This is a genomic window from Methanothermobacter marburgensis str. Marburg (assembly GCF_000145295.1).
In the GTDB taxonomy this organism is placed as follows: Archaea; Methanobacteriota; Methanobacteria; order Methanobacteriales; family Methanothermobacteraceae; genus Methanothermobacter; species Methanothermobacter marburgensis.
This window is the reverse complement of sequence record NC_014408.1, coordinates 1,018,441-1,039,087: the sequence shown is the minus strand read 5'-3', so window position 1 is coordinate 1,039,087 and position 20,647 is coordinate 1,018,441. Positions and strand designations below refer to the sequence as shown.

Genomic DNA, 20,647 nt, shown 5'->3' with positions numbered 1-20,647 from the left:
TTAACTCCTTTTAATCTATGTAAGTTCACTGTGATAACATGTTTGGCAGGGAGAGGTTATATCCAGGTGAAAGGGTTCTATATGAAACACGGCCAAGGTTCATCCTCAACTCAAAGTCATCCATCATAAAAATCCTGTTCCTTGCACTCATCATATACATCTTCCCGGCGGCGGTTAAATTTGCAGGGGACCTTGATAACCTTCTCATTATGAGGTACGGGTTCACGGTTGCAGATAAGGTTGTCTGGATTTTAACTGCTGCTTTTATCCTGCTGGTGCTCAGTGTGCTCTGGGATGTGATCTCATGGAGGAGCAGGCGCTACATAATCACCGACCACAGGGTTATAGTTGAGAGTGGAGTTTTAAGGAAGAGGAGGTTCTACATGAACCACAGCAAGATAGTGGACATATCCTTCTCACAGGGTATCATGGAGAGGCTCCTGGACTCTGCGGATATAGAGATCCGCGGCGGCCATGAGGATACCCACATAATCCTTGAGGATGCCCCATTCCCGGCCAGGATCGAGTACCACATTAACCGCTTCACAGAACACCGATCAGTTGATGAGGCAGAGGAGATACTCAGGGAACTATCATCAGAAAGACAGAAAGGGCGGGGATTCGCAGACCCCAAGTTCTGGGAGGATACAGATGAATTTGATGAAAACACTCCTGAAGAATCCCCCCATGAAATGGGAGGCAGTGAAGAGTCTGTAATGGAGAGGCATTCACGGAAATTCAGGAGGTCCAGAGAGGAGGGTGAGAATGACTGAATACGATGTCATCATCATGGGAGCCGGGCCGGCGGGTTCAACGATTGCAAGGCTCACTGCCAGCATGGGATTCAGGGTGGGCGTCCTTGACAGGAAAAAAATACTGGGTGTTCCCCTCCAGTGTGCAGGACTCATATCCCATAGGATAACCGAGGCAAATGTACTCCCGGACAACTTAATACTGAACAGTGTAAGGGGTGCGGTGCTGCATTCACCATCAGGCATAAAACTCAGGGTTTCCAGGAAGAGGCCCGAGGCACATGTGATTGACAGGACAGCCTATGACCAGTACCTTGCAGACCTTGCATGCGAAGCAGGTGCTGAGCTGAGAACAGGAACAGCCGTTAGGGACTTCAGTGAGGCCACAGGCGAGGTTGAGGTAAATGGAAGAACTCTTAGGGCCAGTGTGCTTGTGGATGCAAGGGGTCAGGTCGCTATCCGCGACAAGTACCCGGCAAGGCAGTTCCTTGTGAGGTTCAGGGACCAGGAAATGGACACAGACTTTGTTGACCTCAGGGTCGACTCACGCCTCTCACCAGGTTTCCTCTGGAGAATACCCCTTGATGAGAAAACAGCCCGTGTGGGTGCATTCGGACACCATAAAAATCTCAAGGATCTTATTAAGGGATTCATTTCAGATCTCAGCACAGATTTCAGGATCATGGAGAGCCACCATGGATTCATACCGGAACCAGACCCTGATATGGAACTTGTAGGGGGAAGATGCATCAGGATAGGTGATGCCGCAGGACAGGTTAAACCCACAACCGGCGGAGGCATAGTTCTTGCATCCAGGGCTGCCCACGTGGCGGCGGAGGTCATCCAGATGGCCCTCGAGGATGACATGGGGCTACTTGAGAACTACCAGGAAGTCTGCAGGAAGCTCTACATGGCTGAGATGAAAAACCAGATGAGGGTGCAGAGGACCTTCAGGATACTATCCGATGAGGACCTCGACCATATCTTCCTCAAGATGAAGGAGTACGGTGCTGAGGAGATAATATCGAGGTACGGGGACATGGACATACAGACACCGCTCATAATGGAATTCCTTAAGAGTGGCCTCCTCTTCAGGATAATACCATCCATCATCTCAAGGAAGGTGGCCAGCATATGGAAATAATGGTCATACTCTCACAGGAACACCCTGAACTCCCCTCTGCTGAACTCAAATCTGTTCTGAGGTCAGAGGGTATAGAATTCAGTTTAATTGAGGATGGAAGGGGATATGTGATTCTGGATGCTCCATCATCAACATGGAAAATCCTTAAGGGGAGGCTTGCATACGCCCATGAAATCTGCAGGGTCATGGGATACTCCACCACCGGTGGGATTGAAGGGACAGCAGAGAAAATAGACTGGAAGAGTCATATTAAGGGCAGTTTTGCGGTAAGGATAAAGAAGCTCAGGGGTGAGGTTGACGCCAGGGAACTTGAGAGAGGTCTTGGGGCCATCATAAAAAATAAGACAGGAGCAAGGGTTGATCTTGAGAATCCCTGGACCCTTGTAAGGCCGGTACTCATTGACGACAGATTCATCCTCACACTGCGCCTTGCAGAGATAAGTAAGGATCACTTCAACAAGGCCAGACCACACAGAAGACCATTCTTCTATCCGGGCTCGATGAGTCCGAAACTTGCAAGGTGTATGGTGAACCTCGCAGGTGTGAGGTCCGGTGACAGACTCCTAGACCCATTCTGCGGTACAGGGGGGATACTCATAGAGGCAGGCCTCATGGATGTGAGGGTGATGGGTGCGGATATAGACTGGAGGATGGTTGAGGGCACACGGAAAAACCTTCAGCACTATGGTATAACTGATTTTGAGGTTATAAGATCCGATGCCAGGGATCTGAGGCTTGAGGGAGGGGTGGATGCAATAGTGACAGACCCCCCATATGGAATATCAGCATCAACTGCAGGTGAGAGGAGCGAGAAACTCTACAGGGAGTTCCTGAACTCAGCATACTCAAATCTTAAAGAGGATGGTGTGATATGCATGGCAGCACCCCACTACATTGACCTTGAGGGACTCATCGATGATAGGTTCACAGTAAGAGAAAAATACTCCATGAGGATGCACAGGAGCCTCACAAGGATTATAAGGGTTATTGAAACCGTGTAACGGTATCAACACATTTTATGAAGTGAACAGGTGCGGGTTGGCGCCCTCCACCGCAGAGGACTGAACGCTTAACCATAGTCATCCTTTGCACAGAACTGAACACTTAACCATAGTCATCCTTTGCACAGAACTGAACACTTAACCATATATAAGTGTCGGAACTAAAATCTAAAATAACTATTTTCTGAGCACCTGAAAGAGGGATTAATTTGCAGGTTAGAGTACTTGACACCACACTGAGGGATGGAGAACAGACACCAGGGGTTTCCCTTACCCCGGAGGAGAAACTCAGAATAGCACTAAAAATCGATGATCTGGGGGCTGACATCATCGAGGCCGGCTCAGCAATCACATCAGAGGGTGAAAGAGAAGGTATCAGGAGAATCACATCAGAGGGTCTGAACGCTGAGATCTGCAGCTTTTCAAGGGCTGTCAGGGATGACATAGACGCCGCGCTCTCATGTGAAGTTGACAGTGTGCACCTGGTTGTGCCCACCTCTGACCTGCACCTTGAACACAAGCTAAGAAAAACAAGGGAGGAGGTCCTTGAACAGGCGGTGGACTGCACAGAGTACGCAGTTGACCATGGCCTCCTGGTTGAACTCTCAGCAGAGGACTCAACACGTAGCGACATGGAATTCCTCAGGAGGGTATTCACTGAGGGTATAGCTGCAGGGGCAGAGAGGATATGCGCCTGTGACACCGTGGGGATGCTCACACCTGAACGCTCCTATGAATTCTACGGTGAACTCTCAGAACTTGGGGTCCCGCTGAGTGTCCACTGCCACAACGACTTTGGACTGGCAGTTGCAAACTCCCTCGCCGGTTTAAGGGCAGGAGCATCCGAGGTCCACGCAACCATCAATGGCATAGGTGAACGTGCAGGTAACGCAGCCCTTGAGGAGGTTGTGGTTGCACTCAAATCACTCTATGATGTTGATACAAACATCAACATCGAGATGCTCTATGAGACCTCCAGAATGGTCGCAAGGATGACCGGGGTATACCTGCAGCCAAACAAGGCAATAGTCGGTGAAAACGCATTCGCCCATGAATCGGGGATACATGCAGATGGAGTCCTCAAGAAGGCGGAAACCTATGAACCAATAACACCTGAGATGGTTGGCCACAGGAGAAGGTTCGTCATGGGCAAACACATAGGGACCCATGCCCTCAGACAGAGGCTTGATGAGCTTGGAATGAAGGTCGATGAGGATAAGCTGATGAAGATATTCAGGAGGGTCAAGGCACTGGGGGATATGGGTAAATGTGTCACCGACGTGGACCTCCAGGCCATAGCAGAGGATGTTCTCGGGGTCATGGAGGACAAGGTTGTGGACCTTGAGGAGGTCACCATAGTCTCAGGTAACCGGGTGACACCCACAGCATCGGTCAAACTTAGGGTGGATGGTAATGAGGTCCTTGAGGCAGGTATAGGGGTTGGTCCGGTGGATGCTGCCATAGTTGCCATAAAGAAGAGCCTTGAGGACTTTGCAGATATCACCCTTGAGGAGTACCATGTGGACGCCATAACAGGGGGTACAGATGCCCTCATCGATGTTGTTATAAAGCTGAGGCACGGTGACAGGATAATAAGTGCCAGGAGCACCCAGCCTGACATCATCATGGCCAGTGTGGAGGCCTTCCTCAGCGGTGTTAACAGGCTGCTGGCAAATGAGGCAGCTCAGAATCAGAAGGGTGGTTAGGTGAATATAGATATCAGGGGATACCGTGGAACCATTGAAGACCTGGATGAACTCCTGAATGAGATAAGAGGGTTCCCATGCACACTCCAGCTTGTTGATGCCAGGGCCGTTGCAGGGAGTGACCATGCACTCCATGGTGCACTCCACGCCCTCAGGGCCTTTGAGAGGGGTCAGAATATTTCCAGCGACCCTGGAATTGAGATATGCCTACGTATTGCAGGTATCAGGCAGATAAGCCGGGCCCTTGAACTTTTAGGTGTCAGGAAGGGTGAAATGGAGATCTGCGCGATCCTTGTGGACTGCGAGACTGATGTCCAGGAATTCCTTGATTCCCGGTTCCAGAGGGATGACAGGGTCCTTGAACCAGATGAGGATTATCTCAGAAGCCTCTATGGTCTTGGGGAGGAGGTAAAAACAGTTGGAGTTGAGAATGCACTCATAGAGAGGACGACGATGCTCCAGGTTTTATAGTTTATGATGGGGATTTGAGGATACTCCACCTTCATATAACAGAGGAGATGATCTCCGCCATCCTCTCAAGGTTCTCATGGGTGAGGCATCCCACATCCAGGTTCTTAACCTCCACTGCAACTGCACTCTCAAGTATCCTGTCAGGTGAGGGGCATGCTGTGAATATGCTCCTGCCATCTGCTGTTATAAGTTTTCTCAGAGTTTTAACATCCTCCCTGGGGGTGCTGGATGGGATTATAACATTTATACCTCTTTTTTCAGGGTGGAATGCCCCCTCAAGTTTTTCTTTGAGGTAACTGCATGCCCTGAGGGTCTCTGTGAGGTTCCTCCTGGCGACATCAAGTTCGGCGGCAACGGCAGCCCTCACATATGGATCCGCCTTGAGGGCGGATAGTAGCATGTCCTGCTGCACAAACTCTGGAATGGAGGTTGAGATGAACCCGCCACCACCCGCGTTAACGGTTTTTGGAGAGCCAGTGGATGCAATTATAATGTGACTTTTTTTACCATTGCATAACCTTTCAAGGGGGTCAGAGACGCTCCCGGATGCGTCCTCAACCAGGATTGCATCATGGGATCTGCAGATATCTGAGAGTTCTGCGATGGGTTGCTCCGCTGTATAACCGGCGAAGCTTGTGACAAAAACTGCCCTGGCCCCTGTATCTTCAAGACGTGATTCCAGGACTTCAGGGTCAATGATTCCCATCTCTGTCTTGACCGTGAAAACCTCCCTGCCAAGGATCTCAGGTATCCTCTTAAAGCCCCGCCATCCGCCCTGGTCAGGCACGAGGATGGGACCATCGAGCCGGGATACAGTGAGGAGGATTGCGGCATTCCCGCTGCTGAGGAGTCTTGCGTATCTGTGTCCTGTGATCCTCCTGATTTTCTTTTCAGGGTCTGGTATTTCCCTGTAGAGTGCGGCTTTGCAGATGGCTCTTTTTGTTTCAGGTGATGGTTCTCTGAATCTGAGTCTAAGGGGTTCAAGATCCTCCATCATCTCTGCTGGGGTTTCTGAATTCATGATATCACCTGAAGAAGGAGTCCAGGGTTGTCTGCCTTGAAGAACTGATGTCCCGCAGCAGGTTACTCCTCCTTCTGAATGCATCAAGTCCAAGTTTAAGTTTGCTGTCCATGAATTCAAGGGCCTCTTTAAGGCCGTTGAACTCATGTGGCCTTACATTCATGGCGTTTTTAACGTTCTCCCTGACGTTGAAGACACCCAGGGGCACATAGCCCGGGTAGGCCTCCCTGAGTATGATTGCACCTGCCTGTTTCTCTTCCCTGTCAAGGGCCTCAAGGACAGCCATCCTGGCGCTGTAGTAGCAGCCACCAACCCTTGAGTACTCCCTCTTACCCTTCAGTGTTTCATGGTCTGAGAATATCATTGCACGCCCGTCACGCTTTATAAAGGCCTCCATCCATTCATACTGCCACTCTGAGGGTGTGAGGAGTATGAGGTATCTGTTTTTGAGGCTTTCAAATTCATGGACCCTGTAGATGTCCAGGATATCATATTCAAGAACCCTCCTGTGGAAGTGGTCCGCCAGGGTGCTGTCGCAGGCTGTTATTGACCACCTTGTGGGGACAAGCCTCCTTTTCCTGGCATCACCAAGTGCACCCACCGAGAGGGCCTTCTGGATGGCAGAGAATGGGGTTCCCTTTCTGTGGAGTTCCACTATTGCCTCATCTGCCCTGAGGTCGGTGTCGTAGTGGGCCCTTTCAAGTTCACGGTCCCATTTGACGTTCTCTATCTCAAAGTTTTCAAGGACTGCGCTGGGGCCGTGGGGTGTCTGCTCCTCACTGAAAAACAGGCCTCTTGGTTTTCTCCTGAACTGGGCCTCGCTTTCAATGGCCCCTGATGAGAGGGATATTTCCTGGAGCTTCTCCACGAGATGGTTATCAAGGTCCCTGACTCCCACTAGCTGCTTGCCCCTTATGAGGTTGAGGCGGTAGTCTATGATTTCCTCCTGTGTTTTACTCTCGGGTATCCATCTCTCAGGGGAGTCAAATATCTCGACCTCACCCTGGATGGGTGCTATCATGGGTCCAGCGTAGACCCTGGGGTAGTTCCAGCTCCCTATGAATACCGATGGGGGTGTGGCCCCCTCAAACTCCTCTCCCACCTCCACGGACCTCATTTTGAGGTCCCTGGTGAGCCTCTTGAGGAAGGCGTACTTTGACCGTATCATTGTTAAAGCTCTGTTTCTGGATATTTATTGTTTTTATGGTACACCTGACCCGTCATCATATCCCATTGGAGGGACTGGGTTTATTGTTTTTATGACACCTCACTGAAACTTATTCTTTATATCAAGAAAATTCGCATTGTGCTTTTTGACATCTGCTGTACTTCGTTAAAGATAATGAGTATTTCCCTGTTTTTGTTTTTTCTTCTGATCTCATGTACAATATCGTTTATAGTATATTTTTGTATAGGTGTTTTTCACGGTTTCACCAATAATATCTTTTTACCCTGTGTTTTCCTTCCTACTTCATACTTCTCCATTGCATATTGTAGGAACACCTAAGAATGGGGGAGCAGGAAAAATTCTGTATTCCCTTAGAAGAATCATTATGTAAAGAAATGAGGTTTCTCTTTGCCCATCTGGGGGGGATGGTAAGTGCCTATTTTTCCTGTTTAAGCTTGTAATGATGGGATTCATGCTCTTGTCTTAAATCCCACCTTTTATATTTTTCGCCCCTAAAAGAGATAGTAATCTTTTTATACTATAATGTGTTATCATATTATGGTGGTGGCTGTGAGGAGGTTGTTGTTTTTTCTGGCGATCCTGTCCTTTTTCTGTTTTCTGGGCAGTTCTTCAGCTGTGAGTTTATCCTATAATGAGATTTGTGACGCTTCAAAGCTGATCGGAAATTACACCGCACAACATGAAAAAATACCATCACAGGTTGTGATTAACGGTAAGAATGTGTCGGCAGACGACTACCTCTACGCCTCATCCACAACCATCATAAACCTCGATCAGGCTAGGAGAGTTGGCTTGTCATTCAATAGTATGGCCTCCCCGCCCAGTCCAAGTGGAACAGGAACAGGAACACTCCAAAAAGCAGGATACCTGCAGGTGGCAAAGAATGTTAAGGCTTTCATGGAATCCTATGGGAGGTCGCCGAATTATGCCAGCACAGCCATCGGACAAATCCGCCCAGAAAGCCTAATATATGCCAATGCAAGGATAATAAACTTCTACAACAGCACAGGAAGACTACCAAACCATGTAACAGTAAAATATGTTACAGGTAAGGCCGGAACCCTGACAAGGCCAAGGGCAGACTACACCTACACAATACAAGGCTATAATGTCCAGTTCCAGGATAAAAGTACAGGGACAATACAATACTACAAATGGGACTTCGGAGACCAAAGCACAAGCACCCAGAAGAATCCAGTACACGCCTACAAACCAGGAACCTACAAAGCAACCCTAACAATCCAAGCCTATGGCATAACAGACACGAAGACTATGACATTGGAGGTTATGCTTGCAACGGTCCATGTTAATTCCACGGCAACATCCTCTGGGAAGCCCCTAAATTTAACATTTAAAATTCCGCTCAATGACACGGTTAAATGGATTAGTATAGGGGCTATAGCTTCGGGCCTATTCAATGAAACAATATTCCTTGTGGAGGATGGCATAGCATACAAACTAGCCGAGGTCACTAACCCATTCTACCAGGCTAACAGCCAGAGTCAAAGAGAAATAGTCTGGCAAGTCATAGCTGGCCTGAACAGACTCATAGAAATTTACACAAAACTCGGAGCAGAACCTCAAGTGAATGAATATCTCAACAACTTCAATTTAACCCAGGCAGAAAAGACATTCATACTCACAAACTATAACAAGTGCATAGACCCTTTACAGGTCAGTGTGGAGTATCCCGGCGAGGAAAAGGTGACAATAGCCAATATAACATTCCCAGGGAACAAATCAACAAGAACACTCCTCCTACTCTACACAAACGGCCAATACATACACCCACCAGGAGAAACAGGACCCAATATCATAATAAACGACACTCTCATCTGGGAGGCTAGCAACTACGACGCCATCATAACCTACACCCTCGCCACAGGGAAGATAACAAACCAGACATTACAAAAGTGGCTAAACAGGACATACGAACCCGGACCATTAAAGGCAGCCTACGGAACATTCCTAACAGGCCTTGAAGTAATATACCTCCACGATCTCATCGCAGAAGAAGCAGCCACGCGCTATAATGTAACATGGACCAGGACCATGCCAGTGATGGTCTCAGCAGGAGACCACGCCCTCGGAACATGGATAAGCCTCGAATGCAACCACAACATGGCCGTGAAAGCAGAAGGCACACCTGAAAACATTAAAGCATTCAATTATGCGAGAACATCAGCTATAAATCCAATAGAATACTATGTGATGGAGGCCCTCTTCCCAGGATCAGACCCCACAAGCGCGCCCACAACAGGAATAGGCCTAACACTCCTCAACGGCGGGTCACTAAACATCCTCGAAAGCGAGAATTACACGCTTATCAGTGACGGGCAGGGAAGATACCTCATCATAGACCATGTAACAGGGATAGTAAGGGACATGATCTATGCTTTCATGGGAGCATACTGCTACTACCACCAACAGACAGAATGGGCCCGGGAACTTGGCCAAGCCATAATATTCTCTGAAAAGTTAGATTCGCTCTTGGATGGTAATGGCACAGTAAACCTTGAAGGTTTAGATGATAGTATCAAGAAGGCCTATATTGGCCTTGTAATCTCCATGTACATTGCCCTGGAAGGTCCAATGGCTTTCGTTGATATCCTCAATTATGCTCTTGTGGGTCAGGGACTTATAGGACTCAACATGGCAGCATATGCAACAATAATAGCCTACACAGGCCTCCTAAACATCACAGACGATATCAAAGAATTTATCATAGAACATCAAACATACATTCCAAAAGACATTATAGATATTTTACTTACTGTTTTTGGATACGTGTCAAAAGGAGGTGCTGGGGCGATATTAGGGTCAATTGGGTTTTGTATGTGGTTTGGTGATAAAATATTGAGCTTTAGAGATTATTATCTTCCAAAAGAGTATTGGAAGTATATATCGTATCATCGTTCCTGGTACGATGGTTATGAGTTGAGATGTTATGTTGGTGAGGATCATTGTATACACTATATTGAAATACCGAAGAATCCTGATGGTAGTTTGAGGTGGGATGAAGCAGTATATATCTAAAGTGGAGGGGATCTTATTGGATTATGAATCTTGGTATAAGAGGGCTTATCCTCTTATCTGCATAGTTATGTTCCTATGTATTCTTGCGCTTAAGTATCATTGTGATGTTTTGTCCCTAATAGCAGCCCCTTTAGGCTTGTTCACTCTTCTCCTTTTATGCTGGCTCTACTACGAGTTGAAGGAAAAAGAGTATGAAATAAGATGGATGATGGTAATGCTCCTTATAGTGGGTTTAATTGCATCTCCAGGGGTATAACAGGGCTATTTAATTATTGTCGGGACATCAAACCCCTCAGAGTTCAATGCAACGCCTATTCCCATACAATGGAAGCCTCGACAATATAGGGGATATCATGGAAGGTGCTGCGATCACAAGCATAGCATACAGGCTCCTGAACGGAGAAAAACTAAATATTACAAAAGCTGGGAACTACACCATAATAAACTATGATAATGACTACCTGATCATCGACACTGCAACAGGGATAGTGAGGGATGTCAATATCTTTAAGAATGTTATGGGGGCATATTGTTTCAGCCACCTGCAGACAGAATGGGCAGCCAACCTCGCAAAAGAACTACTGAATGAGACCGGTTTGTGGAAGTTCATTGGATTTGCTGGTGTTTCAGGAGCTGAAGTCGTCGGCTTCGAAGGAGGAGCTGAAGTCGCCATCCTCGAAGCAGGAGCCTTGTCAGCGCCGGCGACAGCTGGCATAGGAATAGTTGTTGCAATAGTCGCTTATATCCTCATCGAACATCCTGAGTGGCTCCCATACATCGAAGATGCCATGATGTTACTCTCACCCGCTGGTCTGCCAACATTCATCGCCTACACACTACTAACAGGAGACACACAACCAATACAAAACTATCTTGAAATACTATCAAGACAGTCTGACGAATGGAGTCAAGCGATAAATGAGTATAGAGAAGCCGTAGATACTCTAAGGGTGATTAGCAGTGGTGGTGTTGGTGGCGATCCCGACGATATAGGAAGGGCTATAAATAATTTAGGTAAACTCATGATGGATGAATGGGATCTGTTCAAGGAGGCTTTAAAGGATGGGGATGTTGTGGGCGCCATAAAACATGGAGGCACTATAATAGGCACTGGGATGGCTATTGGAAGCCTATTGGCCTATGAGAATCGTGAAGCAATAGAAGCCTGCATACTAGGATTCAAAAACTACCTAGAAAAGAAGTTGAGAGAGGCTGGAGGATGAACCCCCTTAAGAAAATAAAGGATTGGATAGCCGAGGGAAAGGCTGGATGGCACCTTGCTGGGGGCCGATCAAGCCTAAAACAGGGAAAATACAAAGAAGCCCTCAAAGAATTCAGGAAAGCCCTCAAAGCAAGACCAAACAACCCAGAAATCCTCCACTACAATGCAATAACACTACTAAAACTCAAAAGACCAGAGAAAGCCTTAGAATGCTATGAAAAAATCCTCAAAAACAATCCAAAACTTGCAGAAGCATGGAACAACAAAGGACTAGTCCTCAAAGAACTTGGGAGATATGATGAGGCACTAGAATGCTATGAAAAAGCACTAAAAATAAATCCAAAGTATGCAGGAGCATGGAACAATAAAGCACTAGTCCTCAAAGAACTTGGGAGATATGATGAGGCACTAGAATGCTATGAAAAAGCATTACAGATAAACCCCAAACTTGCAGATGCATGGTACAATAAAGGCTCCGTTCTAATTTACCTTAAAAAATACAAAAAGGCACTAAAATGTTTCGAAAAAGCCATAGAGCTAAATCCAAAAAATTATAGAGCTTGGGGAACTAAAGGAATAACATTACATAACCTTAAGATATATGAAGAAGCATTAAAATGTTATGACAAAGTTCTCCAATTAAATCCACAAGATGATAAAGCTTGGAACAACAAAGGACTAGTTTTCAATGAACTTGGGAGATATGATGAGTCACTAGAATGCTATGAAAAAGCATTACAGATAAACCCCAAACTTGCAGAAGCATGGAACAATAAAGGAGTAGTCCTCAGTGAACTTGGGAGATATGAGGAGGCACTGGAATGCTATGAAAAAGCCCTGGAAATAGATCCAGAAGACGACAAAACATGGAACAACAAAGGACTAGTCCTCGAAGAACTTGGAAAATATGAGGATGCGCTGGAATGCTTTCAAAAAGCCCTTGAAATAAACCCAGAATTCGCTGATGCATGGAAATGGAAAGGCATAATCCTAGAAGACCTCAAAGAACCAGAGGAATCCCTGAAATGCTACAAGAAAGCCCTCAAACTAAACCCGCAAAACAAAACACTATGGTACATGCAAGGAAAAACACTACAAAAACTCGGCAAACACAAAGAAGCACTAAAATGCTACGAAAAATCCCTGAAAATAGACCCAGAATACAAAAAAGCCAAAAAAGCCCTGAAAGAACTCACCATCCAAAAAAATCAACCATAAACCCAAATCCCAGGATCAAAACCTCCACACAACAGGAATAGGCCTAACACTCCTCAACGGCGGGTCACTAAACATCCTCGAAAGCGAGAATTACACGCTTATCAGTGACGGGCAGGGAAGATACCTCATCATAGACCATGTAACAGGGATAGTAAGGGACATGATCTATGCTTTCATGGGAGCATACTGCTACTACCACCAACAGACAGAATGGGCTCGGGAACTTGGCCAGACTATAATATTCTCTGAAAAGTTAGATTCGCTCTTGGATGGTAATGGCACAGTAAACCTTGAAGGTTTAGATGATAGTATTAAGAAGGCTTATATTGGCCTTGTAATCTCCATGTACATTGCCCTGGAAGGTCCGATGGCTTTTGTTGATATCCTCAATTATGCTCTTGTGGAGGGATTTATAGGACTCAACATGGCAGCATATGCAACAATAATAGCCTACACAGGCCTCCTAAACATCACAGACGATATCAAAAAATTCATCATAGAACACCAAACATACATCTCAGAAGATACTGCTCACTGTTTGATCCAGGTTTTGGCATATGTGTTAGTAAGGTATGGTGGTGAAATATTTCAACCAATTGGATGGTGTATGCGGATAGGTGATGGCATACTTACATTTAGAGATCATTATCTTCCCCAAGAATATTGGAAGTATATTTCGATTCATCGTACCTGGATTTATGGTTATGAGTTGAGAAGTTATGTTGGTGAGGATCATTGTATACACTATATTGAAATACCGAAGAATCCTGATGGTAGTTTGAGGTGGGAGGATGCAGTATACATCTAAGCTTTTTCAGTTTTTGGCGTATTTTACGATCCGCGGCAACTATATGGGGCTAAAATTCTCAAACGAACCCTAATGGGGTAGTCTAAGTGGATGATATAGGAGGTGTCTTTTCTTGGATTATGAATCTTTGCTCGATATACTTTATTCCCTTCTTTGTCTCGATATTATTTTATTTTCCATTGGAATTAAACATTTTAATGGTTTGATTCCAATAGCAGACCTTTTAGGCTTGTTCATTTTTTCTCTTCTATTCTGGCTCCAATTCAAATTGAAGGAAAGAGAGGATGAAATACGATGGTTAATGGCCATAACCTTTGTAGTAGGCTCGTCCTTTTCCTGGATGGCAACAGCACTGTAAACCTTGAAGGTTTAGATGATAGTACTAAGAAGGCTTATATTGGGCTTTGTAACCTCCATGTACCTTTCCATCCTAAACCCTCTTTTTCGATTATGTAGGGCCAGCCTCATAGGACTCAACATGGCAGCATATGCAACAATAATAGCCTACACAGGCCTCCTAAACATCACAGACGATATCAAAAAATTCATCATAGAACACCAAACATGCATTGGAGGGGACATTATAGATGGGATTCTTTTTATATGGAGTTTAAAAGAGCTTAGTAGTGAAGGTGTCACCTTGGCAAGTGGTATTTTTTCGATTGCTTCTCTACTATTAGCAGAAGGTGATTTAATTGTGAATGTAAGAACGAATTATCTTCCAACTGAATATTGGAAATATGTTTCTTACCATAGAACTTGGCGGCATGGTTATGAACTTAAAATTTATGTTGGCGAAGACCATTGCATACACTACATTGAAATCCCAAAGAACCCAGATGGTACTTTAAGATGGGATGAAGCAGTGTATATCTGATTAGGAGGATGATATGATGGTAAAGTACATTTTTTATTTTAGTTATTTCCTTTCTTATTTTACTGCTGCATTGGTTGTGGTTAGTCTCCGTTTCCCCTATATTATCAGCAAATTAATTGTCTATTCCATTTACATAGTGAACATGTTTCTCTTAATTTACCTATTAGGCAAGGATGAGTTGGGAAAAACTGAAAATGAAACTGTCAGAGCACTTGGAGGCTTGCTTGTAATTATAGGCTTCTTTGGCCTTGCATAAAAGAAAAGCAGCCCCCCACGCCCAAAAAAACTGGAAAATCTTAGAAAAAACCTATAAAAAATATCACAACTCATGATAATGTTGAAGTCTATGTGGATTTACATTCCAGGATATCCTCAATTATGCTCTTGTGGAGGGATTTATAGGACTCAACATGGCAGCATATGCAACAATAATAGCCTACACAGGCCTCCTAAACATCACAGACGATATCAAAAAATTCATCATAGAACACCAAACATGCATTCTAGAGGATGTTTTCCATGGTATATTAGATATTGCAACTGTTGCCGGTGTCACTGCTGTTATGGGTCCTTTGGGTTTTATAAGTGTGATAGTGGCTGAAGGTGATTTGATTTTAAGGATACGGACTCATTATCTTCCCCAAGAATATTGGAAGTATATTTCGATTCATCGTACCTGGATTTATGGTTATGAGTTGAGAAGTTATGTTGGTGAGGATCATTGTATACACTATATTGAAATACCGAAGAATCCTGATGGTAGTTTGAGGTGGGAGGATGCAGCATACATCTAAGCTTTTTTATTTTTTGGGGTCGTTATCGTGTTTTACAATTTTGTTGGTTTTACTGTTTACGGGTAGTAGGTTGGCTTTACTGCCTACTAGGCCTGAACTACCTATTATATTGTTAACGTGTCTTTTACTGGGAAATATGTTTTTGCTAATCTATTTTCTGTCGAAGAAGGTGTTCAGAGGCGAGGAAAAAGGTGTGATCGAAACACTTTTTGTTATAATGCTCCTAGTAGGTGTACTTCTCCTTTCTCGGCTATATCATTGAGGAGCGTTAAACCCAACAACAAACCAACAAGCCAATACCAAAATAAAGAGGCTCAGGGCATTTCTAGCCTCCAAATAGCAGCCTCCAATCTCATCCCCCATTCCCAGATAACCTGAAAGTGGATCAAACACCACACTACACAAACCCAAAAGGGGATATCAGGTTCCCAAAAAAGCGACTATCAAAGTTTTCTTCTCGGCCTCCACATATTTTATTTTCAAGCATGACAAAATAAACTCCTCAAGAATCATTATGTAAACAAGAATCATTTTATGACAAATACAAAGTTACATAAGATACTCTTTATAGATGAAAATCCCGCGCCCGGAGCAGAGGACGCAGACTATACTATTGGACGGGTGGGCGGGTATAACGGCCATTACTGACATGTGAGTTATGGAGTTGGTTTTTCAGGTGTATTTTATTTCGTTATATTCTTGTATAGAACATGTACAAGTTTTCTGCAGTATCAGAGAAGAACAGACAGATATCATAATAGGCTGCTAGATAAGATGGCGGTTCTAAGCGACCCAGACGATGAAATCATAGACATAATGATTCCAGTGATGGTTTTCGCAGGAACACTCGCCTTCCTCACATACCTAAAAATGAGATGGATTTATCAGGCCTTATAGCCTATAGTGCCTGCAGCTGTATGGTTCGGCACAATAATCGCCATAACACTCATATGGATCAAAAAAAATAAATGATGGGGATAAGATTGAACGGCACAACATATCCTCCTTCTCATACACGTCATCCGTATGATACTACTGCAGGAACATGGTACACTTGAATATAGGGAATAAATGGAAATCTATTTTTCAGAAGGACACTTAGATTGAAATGGGGAGGTCCTATGTACACTGAAAGTATGCAGAGGCATGTCCAGAGGATAGGGTACAATGTGAACCGATTCAGGGGTAACCTTCTCCTTCTGAAGGGCGGGAAGAATCCTGAGGAACTCAAAGAGGAATTTATGGATATCGAACGTTCCTTAAGTGAAATATTCAATGATATAAGGGTTGAAGTCCCGGATCCTGGACTGGAGGGTGCGCACAGCACGATCCTCAGGGCGGCGGGGATTTACAGGGATTCTCTGAGGGAGTTCATGAGGTTCTATGATGATGGTGATGATGACCACTTTGTCCATGCGGGTCTCATGATAAATGAGGCCAATGAGCTCCTCAACGAGGCAGCTTCAATGATGGGTGTCTAGCCAGGGTTTTTCTTCAGCTCTGTTTCTTCTATCTCTTGAGGGGTGGCCTTACTCAGGGGTGTTTAGCTAGGGTTTTTCTTCAGCTCTGTTTCTTCTATCTCTTGAGGGGTGGCCTTACTCAGGGGTGTTTAGCTAGGGTTTTTCTTCAGCTCCTGGCTATGAACCTCATGTATATGAACTCCACTAGCCTCCCGTAGATCCAGGGTACCAGGATGAACATGGTGATACCTATGGCACCTGTGAGTATTCCCAGTAGCCACTCGGGATACTGTTCCGGCCTCCAGGTTCCTATGATGTAGGTGAGGGTGTTCAGCATACCACCGGCAACGGCCATTATGAGTCCGGCCACCCAGTACCTTCCAAAGTCCTCAGCCATTAAATGCCTCCAGGCCTCTATATTTGAACCTCAGCGTATCTGGCTCCTTGGGATGAATTTAAGTGCCGCTGAGTTCATACAGTACCTCTTACCTGTTGGCAGGGGGCCGTCATCGAATACATGGCCAAGATGGGCGCCGCACCTCGCACAGAGGACCTCACAGCGCACCATTCCAAGGCTCCGGTCCTCCCTGAGTTCCACATTGTACTCTGATATGGTGTCATAGAAGCTTGGCCATCCTGTGCCTGAATCAAATTTGGTTTCTGAGTCAAAAAGGTCTGTGCCGCAGCATACGCAGCGGTATATACCGTCACCATGGAAGTCATGGTATTCGCCTGTGAATGGAGGTTCTGTGCCTCCGCACCTTGCAACACGGAAGGCCTCGGGTTCGAGTATCTCCCGCCACTCCTCAACGGTTAATTCGATCTTTTCAACCATCTCAACATTTCCACCTGCAGCGGAGAATATGGGTATTTTTTCACTCATGAGTGGAAATATGTTCTTAAATGTATATTAGATTATATTATAATCATTCATCTTTTTAGAGGGATCTCAGATCCATGACTGCAGTGTTTCATGACCGTCCAATGATGGATGATAAGGGATCGTCTGCGTGTCATTTAAAAGACAATGGAACTCCCCATTCAGACATGATAGATGATAAAAAGATGGTATTTGCGGGAAACTCACCGGGATGGTGATAATGGAAAGAATAATGGAGGATGTCTCAAATTTCAAATCTAATTCAGGCAAATTCAATGGTGCTTGGCGGCTTATCGCTCACAGAAAGCGCCACATGTGTAACCTCAGGTATCTCGGAGGTTATACGCTTTGATATCCTCTTCACAAGGTCCCAGGGGAGTTCAGGGACACTGGCGGTCATTGCATCAAGGGATTCAACCATCCTTATGACCACGAGGTAGCCGAAGTCCCTCACATCACCCTTAACACCGGTCACCATGGTGTCTGTGAGCACAGCAAAGTACTGCCAGAGGCTCTCATGGAGTCCGCTTTCAAGGACCTCCTCCTCCACGATGGCGTTGGCCCTCCTGCATATCTCTATTTTCTCCCTGGTTATCTCACCCACGATCCTCACCGCAAGTCCAGGACCAGGGAATGGCTGCCTCTGGATCATCTCACGGGGAAGGCCGAGTTCAAGGCCAATTTCCCGCACCTCATCCTTGTACAGTTCCCTTATTGGTTCCACTATCTCAAGCACCAGTCCATGGGGGAGTGCAACGTTGTGGTGGGATTTTATCTTACCCTCACTCTCGATCCAGTCGGGGGCTATGGTACCCTGCACCAGGTACCTCGCGCCTATCTCCTCTGCAACGCGTTCAAAGACCTCAATGAAGACCCTCCCGATTATCTTGCGTTTCTCCTCAGGGTCCGTCACACCCTCAAGTTCCCCCAGGAACTCGTCTGATGCATCAATGTATCGGAAGTTAAGCCTATCACTGAAGGTTTTCTTCACGTATTCTGCCTCGCCCTCCCTGAGGAGTCCATGGTCAACGAAGACCGCTGTCAGGTTATCACCTATGGCCTTACCTGCAAGTACAGAGGCCACTGAACTGTCAACTCCTCCTGAGAGTGCTATTATTGCCTTTTCATCACCCACGGTATTTCTTATCTCTTCCACAGCTTTCTGGATAAAATCAGATGGATTCAGCATTAATATCACCGGATAAAAATGATTGGTTTAATTATTTGTGTGGCTCCTATTTAATGTTAAGGTCAGCCTTTTCCATGAAATCTTTGCCTGATGTTGGGTGTCTCTTATGAAACCTTTATATTAGATGTTTCTGCGGACTTCATGGAAGTTTTCAGAGGTTTTTTTTGAAGGTGTTTCTATTGGAGGTTTTCACAGACCTCATGGAAGTTTTCGAAGACCCGGTGACCATCCTGTGTATGGTGTACCTCAGGGTGGAACTGTATACCGTATACTGGCCTTTCATGGTGTTTCATGGCCTCCACCTCACATATGCTTGAGGTTGCAAGAACATTGAAGTCCTCGGGGAGCCTCTTAACCTCATCCTTGTGGGAGGCCCATACGCTCATCCTGGGGCCGAGGCCCCTGAAGATGTCATCCTCGTCCAGTATCTCCAGTTCTATCTGGGCGTAGCTCTCTGCCTCGGCGGTTGCAACCTCCCCACCGTAGGCCATGGCTATGAGCTGGTGGCCCAGGCAGATACCCAGTATCGGAATATCGAGTTTCTGGATGTACTCAACACAGTTACCTGCCATCTCAAGTGATGGGCCGCCACCGAGTATGAGGCCATCTGGTTCCATTGAGATGATCTCATCCAGCGGTGTTGTGTTGGGCACGAGACTGGATGGTATCTGGAGATACCGGAGTGTCCTGTGTATTCTGTGGTTGTACTGGCCGTGATTATTGATGATGAGTATCATAAACATTCTCCCTGTCTGATTCTGAAAATCTATTTATATTTCATTGGATAATTAAATATTATGGAGGCCATGGATATAATTTACATTCTGGTTGCACTTGTACTTGCGGTTGTGGCATTCTATGTTCTTGTCTGGCTGCTGCCGGTTATAGTGGTTCTTATAATCGCCTATGTGATATATGTCTTCCTCAGAGAGGGAAGATGACACCGGAGGGGTGCATATGGCGGTCCCTGATTTTCAGGATATAATGTTACCCATCCTGAGGCTGGCAGCTGAGGGAGAGCAGAGTTTAAATGGGTCCATAGAAAAACTTGCAGAGGAGTTCCAGTTATCCCAGGACGATTTAAACGAACTTATGCCGAGTGGCTCGCCAAAATTCAAAGGCAGGGTTTCATGGGCCAAGACATACCTCAAGAAGGCGGGTCTTCTTGAATCAAGGAAAAGGGGATTTTTTAATATCACAGAGCGCGGATTGGAGATTCTTAAGGGGGATCCGCATGCCATTGACGTTGATTTTCTGATGCAGTTCCCTGAATTTGCAGAGTTTCGTGGGGGATCAGGGAAACCAAGGAAGACCCGTAAAAAGCTTCAAAAAAGGACCAATTCGAGTAGGGAGAGGCTCACCCCTGAGGAGAGACTTGAAAGGGCCTATGATGAACTCAGGAAGGGCCTCGCAGCCGAAATCCTGGATATGGTCAGGAACAGCTCACCTGAATTCTTTGAACGACTTGTTGTGGATCTACTTGTGAGGATGGGTTATGGAGGATCCAGGGAGGATGCAGGGAGTGCCATTGGCAGGCAGGGGGACGGTGGAGTCGACGGAATAATAAAGGAGGACAGACTGGGACTTGAGGTTATCTACATACAGGCTAAAAGGTGGAACAGTTCAGTGTCCCGTCCCGAGATCCAGAAATTTGCGGGTGCACTGCAGGGTAAGAGGGCAGCGAAGGGCATATTCATAACCACATCGAATTTTACGGAAGGTGCAAGAGAATACGTTTCCAAAATTGATAGCAGGATAGTGCTTGTTGATGGGATGCAGATGGCGAACTATATGATTGAACATGGTGTGGGTGTAACTGAGGTGGCCTCCTATTCTGTTAAAAAGATTGATAATGATTATTTTTCTGAATGAGGAGAAT

At 45.7% G+C, this 20,647-nt stretch carries 22 protein-coding genes and 1 pseudogene; 17 read left to right on the top strand and 6 right to left on the bottom strand.

Going from position 1 to position 20,647, the window contains the following annotated elements; translation table 11 throughout:
- Positions 1 to 38: 38 nt before the first annotated feature.
- From MTBMA_RS05470 to cgi121, 5 genes are all read left to right on the top strand, one after another.
- A complete protein-coding gene (locus MTBMA_RS05470; protein WP_013295938.1) occupies positions 39 to 773 on the top strand; it encodes a PH domain-containing protein in 735 nt (244 codons plus the stop codon).
- Positions 766 to 1,896, top strand: a complete 1,131-nt coding sequence (locus tag MTBMA_RS05465) for a geranylgeranyl reductase family protein (protein ID WP_013295937.1) — start codon at positions 766 to 768, stop codon at positions 1,894 to 1,896. The genes MTBMA_RS05470 and MTBMA_RS05465 overlap by 8 nt, the downstream gene beginning before the upstream one ends.
- Positions 1,887 to 2,897 (top strand): TIGR01177 family methyltransferase, encoded by a 1,011-nt coding sequence (locus tag MTBMA_RS05460; RefSeq protein ID WP_013295936.1) that lies wholly within the window; start codon positions 1,887 to 1,889, stop codon positions 2,895 to 2,897. Before MTBMA_RS05465 ends, MTBMA_RS05460 begins: the two co-directional genes overlap by 10 nt.
- Before the next feature lie 209 nt (positions 2,898 to 3,106).
- Positions 3,107 to 4,603 (top strand): 2-isopropylmalate synthase, encoded by a 1,497-nt coding sequence (locus MTBMA_RS05455; protein ID WP_013295935.1) that lies wholly within the window; start codon positions 3,107 to 3,109, stop codon positions 4,601 to 4,603.
- Entirely contained in the window at positions 4,604 to 5,074 is a 471-nt protein-coding gene (cgi121, locus tag MTBMA_RS05450; protein ID WP_013295934.1) for a KEOPS complex subunit Cgi121, read from the top strand.
- A gap of 31 nt (positions 5,075 to 5,105) precedes the next feature.
- Here cgi121 and MTBMA_RS05445 read toward each other — a convergent pair whose 3' ends face one another.
- Positions 5,106 to 6,095 (bottom strand): DegT/DnrJ/EryC1/StrS family aminotransferase, encoded by a 990-nt coding sequence (locus tag MTBMA_RS05445; protein WP_013295933.1) that lies wholly within the window; start codon positions 6,093 to 6,095, stop codon positions 5,106 to 5,108.
- Between the two features lie 4 nt (positions 6,096 to 6,099).
- Positions 6,100 to 7,263, bottom strand: a complete 1,164-nt coding sequence (locus MTBMA_RS05440) for an Nre family DNA repair protein (RefSeq protein ID WP_013295932.1) — start codon at positions 7,261 to 7,263, stop codon at positions 6,100 to 6,102.
- Positions 7,264 to 7,806: 543 nt separating this feature from the next.
- Between MTBMA_RS05440 and MTBMA_RS09350 the strand changes: the two are divergent.
- The 10 genes and pseudogenes from MTBMA_RS09350 to MTBMA_RS05380 form a co-directional block, all read left to right on the top strand.
- Positions 7,807 to 8,556 (top strand): annotated as a pseudogene (locus MTBMA_RS09350) (pseudomurein-binding repeat-containing protein); the annotation flags it as partial.
- A 1,380-nt stretch (positions 8,557 to 9,936) separates the two neighbouring features.
- Positions 9,937 to 10,320, top strand: coding sequence for a hypothetical protein (locus MTBMA_RS09345; protein WP_371415173.1), 384 nt, complete (start codon positions 9,937 to 9,939; stop codon positions 10,318 to 10,320).
- Positions 10,301 to 10,576: a hypothetical protein gene (locus MTBMA_RS05430; RefSeq protein WP_010875714.1), complete on the top strand. Its 276-nt coding sequence runs from the start codon at positions 10,301 to 10,303 to the stop codon at positions 10,574 to 10,576. Before MTBMA_RS09345 ends, MTBMA_RS05430 begins: the two co-directional genes overlap by 20 nt.
- A gap of 97 nt (positions 10,577 to 10,673) precedes the next feature.
- A complete protein-coding gene (locus MTBMA_RS05425; RefSeq protein WP_238523350.1) occupies positions 10,674 to 11,543 on the top strand; it encodes a hypothetical protein in 870 nt (289 codons plus the stop codon).
- Positions 11,540 to 12,760 (top strand): tetratricopeptide repeat protein, encoded by a 1,221-nt coding sequence (locus MTBMA_RS05420; RefSeq protein ID WP_013295928.1) that lies wholly within the window; start codon positions 11,540 to 11,542, stop codon positions 12,758 to 12,760. Before MTBMA_RS05425 ends, MTBMA_RS05420 begins: the two co-directional genes overlap by 4 nt.
- A gap of 175 nt (positions 12,761 to 12,935) precedes the next feature.
- Complete coding sequence (locus tag MTBMA_RS09245; RefSeq protein ID WP_238523348.1) at positions 12,936 to 13,568, top strand: hypothetical protein; 633 nt, start codon at positions 12,936 to 12,938, stop codon at positions 13,566 to 13,568.
- A gap of 478 nt (positions 13,569 to 14,046) precedes the next feature.
- Positions 14,047 to 14,445, top strand: coding sequence for a hypothetical protein (locus tag MTBMA_RS05405; RefSeq protein ID WP_013295926.1), 399 nt, complete (start codon positions 14,047 to 14,049; stop codon positions 14,443 to 14,445).
- 16 nt (positions 14,446 to 14,461) lie between these two features.
- Positions 14,462 to 14,701, top strand: a complete 240-nt coding sequence (locus tag MTBMA_RS05400; RefSeq protein ID WP_013295925.1) for a hypothetical protein — start codon at positions 14,462 to 14,464, stop codon at positions 14,699 to 14,701.
- 154 nt (positions 14,702 to 14,855) lie between these two features.
- Positions 14,856 to 15,239, top strand: coding sequence for a hypothetical protein (locus tag MTBMA_RS05395; protein WP_013295924.1), 384 nt, complete (start codon positions 14,856 to 14,858; stop codon positions 15,237 to 15,239).
- Positions 15,240 to 16,360: 1,121 nt separating this feature from the next.
- On the top strand, positions 16,361 to 16,720 hold the full coding sequence (locus MTBMA_RS05380; protein ID WP_013295921.1) for a hypothetical protein: 360 nt from the start codon (positions 16,361 to 16,363) through the stop codon (positions 16,718 to 16,720).
- Between the two features lie 145 nt (positions 16,721 to 16,865).
- Here the strand turns inward: MTBMA_RS05380 and MTBMA_RS05375 are convergent, their stop codons facing one another.
- The 4 genes from MTBMA_RS05375 to MTBMA_RS05360 all read right to left on the bottom strand — a co-directional run bounded on the left by MTBMA_RS05375 (position 16,866) and on the right by MTBMA_RS05360 (position 19,505).
- Positions 16,866 to 17,096: a hypothetical protein gene (locus MTBMA_RS05375; protein ID WP_013295920.1), complete on the bottom strand. Its 231-nt coding sequence runs from the start codon at positions 17,094 to 17,096 to the stop codon at positions 16,866 to 16,868.
- A 30-nt stretch (positions 17,097 to 17,126) separates the two neighbouring features.
- Positions 17,127 to 17,582: a peptide-methionine (R)-S-oxide reductase MsrB gene (gene msrB / locus MTBMA_RS05370; RefSeq protein ID WP_048901208.1), complete on the bottom strand. Its 456-nt coding sequence runs from the start codon at positions 17,580 to 17,582 to the stop codon at positions 17,127 to 17,129.
- 259 nt (positions 17,583 to 17,841) lie between these two features.
- A complete protein-coding gene (gene guaA, locus MTBMA_RS05365; protein ID WP_013295917.1) occupies positions 17,842 to 18,768 on the bottom strand; it encodes a glutamine-hydrolyzing GMP synthase in 927 nt (308 codons plus the stop codon).
- 176 nt (positions 18,769 to 18,944) lie between these two features.
- Positions 18,945 to 19,505: a GMP synthase subunit A gene (locus MTBMA_RS05360; protein WP_013295916.1), complete on the bottom strand. Its 561-nt coding sequence runs from the start codon at positions 19,503 to 19,505 to the stop codon at positions 18,945 to 18,947.
- A 60-nt stretch (positions 19,506 to 19,565) separates the two neighbouring features.
- Here MTBMA_RS05360 and MTBMA_RS09075 point away from each other — a divergent pair, with 60 nt between their 5' ends.
- Complete coding sequence (locus MTBMA_RS09075) at positions 19,566 to 19,709, top strand: hypothetical protein (RefSeq protein ID WP_013295915.1); 144 nt, start codon at positions 19,566 to 19,568, stop codon at positions 19,707 to 19,709.
- A 16-nt stretch (positions 19,710 to 19,725) separates the two neighbouring features.
- Positions 19,726 to 20,640 carry a restriction endonuclease gene (locus tag MTBMA_RS05355; RefSeq protein WP_013295914.1) on the top strand — a complete coding sequence of 305 codons (915 nt, stop codon included), beginning with the start codon at positions 19,726 to 19,728 and terminating at the stop codon, positions 20,638 to 20,640.
- The last annotated feature ends 7 nt before the right edge of the window (positions 20,641 to 20,647 follow it).